Here is a 6079-nt window from a genome sequence, read left to right on the forward strand (position 1 = left end):
CGAGAAGTGGGGCGCCTGATGCTGAAGATCTCCAATGTTTCGCGACGATTTGGTGACAAGCTTGCTGTCGACAGCGTAACGCTTGAGATTCCCCAGGGTCAGATGGTCGGCGTCATTGGCCGCTCCGGCGCCGGCAAGTCCACCCTGCTGCGCATGATCAACCGCCTGGCCGACGTGTCGTCGGGCTATATTGAATATAATGGCGTGCGCACCTCCGAACTGCGCGGCCAGGCTTTGCGCAACTGGCAGCGCGACTGCGCCATGATCTTCCAGCAGTTCAACCTGGTACCCCGCCTCGACGTCATCACCAATGTCATGCTCGGCCGGCTCAATGGCCGTAACCCGGTCCTCAACCTGCTGCAGATCTTTACCGCCACCGAGCAACTCGAAGCGCTCAAGGCGCTGGAACGCCTCGACATCGCGCCGACGGCTTTGCAATGGGCGCAGACCCTGTCGGGCGGCCAGCAGCAGCGCGTGGCGATTGCCCGGGCGCTGATGCAGGGCCCCAAGATGATCCTGGCCGACGAGCCGATCGCCAGCCTCGACCCGCGCAATGCCCAGATCGTCATGGACAGCCTGCGTGACATCAATTCGGAAGGCATTACCGTCATCACCAACCTGCACACGCTCGACACCGCCCGCGCCTATTGCGAGCGCATCATCGGCATGGCGGCGGGCAAGGTGGTGTTCGACGGCACCCCGGACGAGCTGACCACCGATGTGGCCCGCACGCTCTATGGCGCCGACGGGCTGCAGGAGGCGCTGACCTCCACCGCGCTCGAGCCGATTGCGCCGCGTATGAGCGTGGCCATTCCAGCCACCTGAACCCGTTCCGCGACGGCAACTGCCCAGGGGGCAAAGCCGGCCGCCGATCTACCCGCGTCACCAAAGGAGACTTCCATGACTGCGATCCGCTCCATCCTGCTTGCCGGCATTGCCGTTGCAACCCTGACCACCGGCGTCTTCGCCCAGGACAATGTCCTGCGCATCGGCCTGCTCGGCGGCGAAAACGAAGCCGACCGCCTGCGCGACAATCAGTGCCTGGTTGACCTGATGAAGGCCGAACTGGGCTATTCGGACGTGCAGCTGTTCCCCGCTGCCGACTATAATGGCGTGATCCAGGGCCTGCTGGGCGGCACGCTCGACTATGCCGAGCTCGGCGCTTCCGCCTATGCCGCCATCTACCTGCAGGATCCGGACGCCGTTGAGCCCATCCTGACCACCGAGCAGACCGATGGCGCCACCGGCTATTACTCGATCATGCTGGCCCGCAAGGATAGCGGCATCACCTCGCTCGAAGACATGAAGGGCAAGAAGCTCGGCTTTGCCGATCCGGATTCGACCTCGGGCTATCTCGTCCCGGTCGTGGCTCTGCCCAATGACATCAAGATGCCTGTCGAAGAGTACTTCTCGGAAACCGGTTTCGGCGGCGGCCATGAAAACCTGGTTCTGGCTGTCGTGGACGGCCAGTTCGACGCCGGCGTGACCTGGGGTTCGGGCGTTGGCGAATTCTCCGAGGGCTATACTTCGGGCAATATCCGCTCGATGGTCGACAAGGGCATGCTCGACATGGAGGACATGGTCGAGCTGTGGAAGTCCCCGCTGATCCCGAATGGCCCGATCGTGCTGCGCTCGGACATGGAGCAGGACGCCAAGGACAAGATCGAAGCCTTCCTCAAGGCCCTGCCAGAAACCAATTACGACTGCTTCCGCGCCGCCCAGGCCGGCGACTACAATGGCTATGTCGAGGTCGATGCGACCTTCTACGACGCCATCATCGCTGCCCGCAAGGCGACCATCGGCGGCTGATTTCGCCACACGCTCCGGACGGGCTCCCTCCCCCTTGTGGGGAGGGAGCCAGGGTAGGGACCAACGCACCGGATGCACGGATGGATACCCCCACCCTTGATCCCTCCCCACAAGGGGGAGGGAGACGACTGAAACATCAGCGGAAGCAGTTCGCCCATGACCGACATCGCGCCACACGAGCTTTCCCCCGCCACCACGACGCTCTATCGGCACTACCGGCATCTGGTGCAGACGCGGCGGCTCTATAGTCTGCTGGCGGTGGGTGGACTGCTGGTCGTGCTGGTGCTGTCGCTGCTGTTTGCCAATGAGGCCAGCTCGGGCAAGTTCTTCGACCGGCTGCCGTATCTGTTTGATTTCATCAAGAATTTCGTGCCTGACGACCCATTCGAAATCGTCCGCGCTATGTTCGACCTGCCCTCGCCCTATGCCGACGGCTCGTTCAAATATGACTATGAGGTTGGCCGCCACTACCTGTTCGGCACGAGCCTTTACGTCCCCGAATACTTTTACGAAATGCTGGTGACGGTCAATATCGCCTTCATGTCGACGCTGATCGGCGGACTGTTCGCCTTCCTGTTCTGCTTTGTCGCCGCCTCCAATCTGGGCGTCGCCGCGCCTTTGCGCTGGATCATCCGGCGCCTGTTCGAGCTGATGCGCGCTTTTCCCGAAATCGTGCTGGCCGGCATGCTGGCCGCCGTGCTGTCGCTGGGCCCGATCGCCGCCATCTTTGCCGTCTCGGTGCATACCGTGGGCGCGCTGGGCAAGATGTTCTTCGAGGTGGTGGAAAACGCCGACATGAAGGCCGATGACGGGCTGCGCGCCGTGGGCGCCAACTGGTTCGAGCGCGTCCGCTTTGCCATCGTGCCCCAGGTCATGCCCAATTTCGTGTCCTATTTCCTGCTGCGCACCGAGATCAATGTGCGCGCCTCCACCATTATCGGCGCTGTCGGCGGCGGTGGTATCGGCGAGGTGTTCCGCCAGTCGATCGGCCGCGACCATGCCGCCAAGACCTATGCCATCGTCATCCTGCTGTTTCTGACCATCTTTGCCATCGACCAGCTCTCGGGCTGGCTGCGCACGCGCCTGGTCGGCAAAGCCGCCTTCCAGTTTGGAGCCTAGGAGCCGCCATGTCCGCGATCACCCTTTCCGAAGCCGAACGCAACCGCCTGCACCGCGCCCATCCCGAGGTGTTCAAGCCCGGCCTGTTCAAGCGCTGGGGCGGGCTGATGCTGCTGGTTGGGGCCTTGGCCTATCTGGTCTATGGCTGGGCGTTTTTCGACATCGGCCGCACCCTCAGCGAAGGCAAATGGGAACGTGCCAGCGTCTATATGGCCGACTGGATCAGCTGGGAAGCCCAGCCGCGCTACCGCTTCCAGCCCGATGGGAGCCTCGAGATCGAGCATCAGCGCTTCTCCCCGCTGGGCGAGAACCCCGATCCGGACTGGATGACGACGCTGCCCGGCGGGCGCGAGGAAGTCACCTTCGGCAACCCTGCCGACCGCCTCGAAATCGCCAGCACTGGCGTCGTCGCCGTGCTGGGCGGCCAGACCTATGACATCGCCTTTGCCGGCGAGGCAGCGCTGCTGCCCGCCAATGCGCCTGCAGCCATGACCGAGCGCAATGGCCGCGTCTCCATCGATTATGGCTTTGCCGGCAGCGCCGAAATCCGCGCCACCCAGGTGCTGGTGCGCCGCCGTTTCCTCGGCTGGGAGAACTTCTGGTTCGACACGACCTCACCCTTCTGGGGCATGGGCGTGCCCGAGCTATGGTCTGCAGTCACCTCGGACCAGCGCATCGAGCCTGACCAGTCCAACCTGTCGCTGGCCTGGAACGAATTCCTGACCAATTCGGAATGGCAGCATGGGGACGTCTACAACAAGCTGCTGCAGACCATCGTCATGGCCTTTGTCGGCACGCTGTTTGCGGCGCTCGTGGCCTTCCCGCTGGCCTTCATCGCCGCCCGCAACGTGACCAATTCCAAACCGGCCAACTGGATCACCAAGCGCTTCTTCGATTTCACCCGCTCGGTCGACATGCTGATCTGGGCGCTGGTGTTTACCCGCGGCTTCGGCCCGGGCCCGCTGGCCGGCATCACCGCCATTTTCGTCACCGATACCGGCACCTTCGGCAAGCTCTATTCGGAAGCCATCGAGAATGTCGACGACAAGCAGCGCGAAGGCATCCGCTCGGTGGGCGCCAGCGCCGTATCGGTCAACCGCTTCGGGGTGATCCCCCAGATCGCCCCGGTGGTGATTTCCCAGACGCTCTATTTCTGGGAGGCCAATATCCGTGGCGCCACCATTATCGGCGCAGTGGGCGCCGGCGGCATCGGGCTCAAGCTGCTCGAGGCCATGCGCACCAACCAGGACTGGGAGAACGTGGCCTATATGGTGCTGCTGATCCTGATCGTGGTGTTCATTTTCGACAACATTTCCGCGGCTTTGCGCTCGCGGCTGATCGGGCCGAAGGGGCATTGATCGCGGCGAGGCGCGCAAGATCGCGCCCGATCACGATGGCGCATTAACCTGCTGCACACCTTGATCGGCAACACGCGCTTAAGCGGGGTGGGCTAAGCTGCTGCCATCCTCGTCCGGGACAAAGCCGTGCTCTCACCTCTCGATTTTCTTCTGCAGCAGCACGATTGGCGCTTTGTCGGCCTGGCGGCCTTGGTCTGCCTGATCGCGGCCTATGCCTGCATGAGCCTTCTGCGCCATGCCCGCCATTCGGCGGGAAAGCTGCAATGGGTCTGGGTGGGTGTGGCTGCCGTTGCCGTCGGCCTGGGCATCTGGGCCACCCATTTCATCGGCATGCTGGCGCTGCGGCCGGGCTTCACGCTGAACTACAGCCTGCTGCTGACCGGCGCCTCGCTGCTGATCGCCATCGCCATTTGCGGCCTGGGGCTCGCCCTGGCGGCGCGGGGCCGCAGCGCGGCCGATTACCTGCTGGGCGGCGCCGTGATCGGCATGGCCATTTCCTGCATGCACTTTACCGGCATCGCCGCCCTGGTCATGGGCGGCACGATCGGCTGGAATGCCGGCCTCGTGGCGCTGTCGGTGCTGGCCGGCATGGCGCTGGGTGCGCTGTCCTTTCTGGCGGCTTACAAGGAGCGCCTGCTGCTCGGCGCCGTGCTGCTGACCCTGGCCATCTGCGCCATGCATTTCACTGCCATGGGCGCGGCCGACCTGTCGGGCTGCTTCCCGCTCATGGCTCAAGACCATATCGACAGTAACTGGCTGTCGGTGGGCGTGGCGCTGATTTCGCTGTTGGTGCTGGGCGCCGCCTCGGGCAGCGTGCTCATCGACCGTAGCGACCGGCGTCGGACCGAAGCGAGCAATTCGAGGCTTGCCGCAGTCAGCACTATGCTCGAACTGGCCACCACCCATATGGCGCAGGGCCTGTGCCTGTTCGACAAAGCCGGGCTGATGCAGTTCCACAATGCCCGCATCGCCGAACTGATCGGCCCGGCCATGCATGGCCGGACGCTGATCGGCTGGCATTTCCGCGACCTGTCGCGGGGCCTGCAGACCACCGCCGACGACCTGCAACTGGACCGGGATGCCGCCGAGCAGCGCATCAGCGCCATGATCGCCCGCCTGCAGGATGGCGAGAGCCTCGACTATGTGCGCACCATGAATGACGGGCGCATCATCCGCTTCCTGCACAGCCCGATTGCGGGCGGCGGCTGGGTGACCACGCTGGACGACGTGACCGACCAGCAGCGCGCCCAGGCCGAGATCTCCCGGCTCGCCTATCGCGACTCGCTGACCAATATCCTCAATCGCGCCGCCTTCAACGACGAGCTCGATCTATTGCTCGAACAGGCCGACAGCAATGACCTGAACTTCGCCGTCGTCGCCATCGATCTCGACCGCTTCAAGGAGATCAACGACACCCATGGCCATGCCGCCGGCGACCAGGTGCTCAAGGGGCTGGGCATGCGGCTGAGTGCCGGCCTCAAGGAGGGCGAGACGGTGGCGCGCATGGGCGGCGACGAATTTGCCGCGCTCAAGGTCTTCAGCTCCATGGAAAGCCTGCGCGACTTCCTCGCCCGCATCGAGACCGCGGTATTCGCCCGCATCACAGCCGGGCAGGTGACGATCAGTACCAGTGCCAGTATCGGCGTGGCCATCTTTCCCGATGACGGCGGCGACCGTTCGCGCCTGCTCAACAATGCCGACCTGGCCATGTATCGCGCCAAGGCCGATGTCGAGCGCAATGTCTTCTGTGGATGGCCCCCGCATTGCAAGAGGTAATTCGACGTTCTGGCGCA

Annotated in this window: 5 protein-coding genes; all 5 read left to right on the forward strand. The window is 63.9% G+C overall.

The features are described 5' to 3' along the window. Positions 1-15: 15 nt before the first annotated feature. On the forward strand, positions 16-825 hold the full coding sequence (gene phnC, locus AC4NN3_RS00890) for a phosphonate ABC transporter ATP-binding protein (protein ID WP_491925268.1): 810 nt from the start codon (positions 16-18) through the stop codon (positions 823-825). A gap of 75 nt (positions 826-900) precedes the next feature. Next, on the forward strand, positions 901-1809 hold the full coding sequence (gene phnD, locus AC4NN3_RS00895) for a phosphonate ABC transporter substrate-binding protein (RefSeq protein ID WP_491925263.1): 909 nt from the start codon (positions 901-903) through the stop codon (positions 1807-1809). Positions 1810-1965: 156 nt separating this feature from the next. After that, the gene (phnE, locus tag AC4NN3_RS00900; protein ID WP_491925264.1) at positions 1966-2928 is read left to right on the forward strand and encodes a phosphonate ABC transporter, permease protein PhnE; all 963 of its coding nucleotides are present in this window, start codon (positions 1966-1968) and stop codon (positions 2926-2928) included. An 8-nt stretch (positions 2929-2936) separates the two neighbouring features. Next, positions 2937-4286 carry a phosphonate ABC transporter, permease protein PhnE gene (gene phnE / locus AC4NN3_RS00905; protein WP_491925265.1) on the forward strand — a complete coding sequence of 450 codons (1350 nt, stop codon included), beginning with the start codon at positions 2937-2939 and terminating at the stop codon, positions 4284-4286. A 126-nt stretch (positions 4287-4412) separates the two neighbouring features. Next, positions 4413-6062 carry a sensor domain-containing diguanylate cyclase gene (locus AC4NN3_RS00910; RefSeq protein WP_491925266.1) on the forward strand — a complete coding sequence of 550 codons (1650 nt, stop codon included), beginning with the start codon at positions 4413-4415 and terminating at the stop codon, positions 6060-6062. Positions 6063-6079: the final 17 nt, after the last annotated feature.

The sequence above is a fragment of the Devosia sp. MDV22-iso42 genome (genome assembly GCF_058629155.1).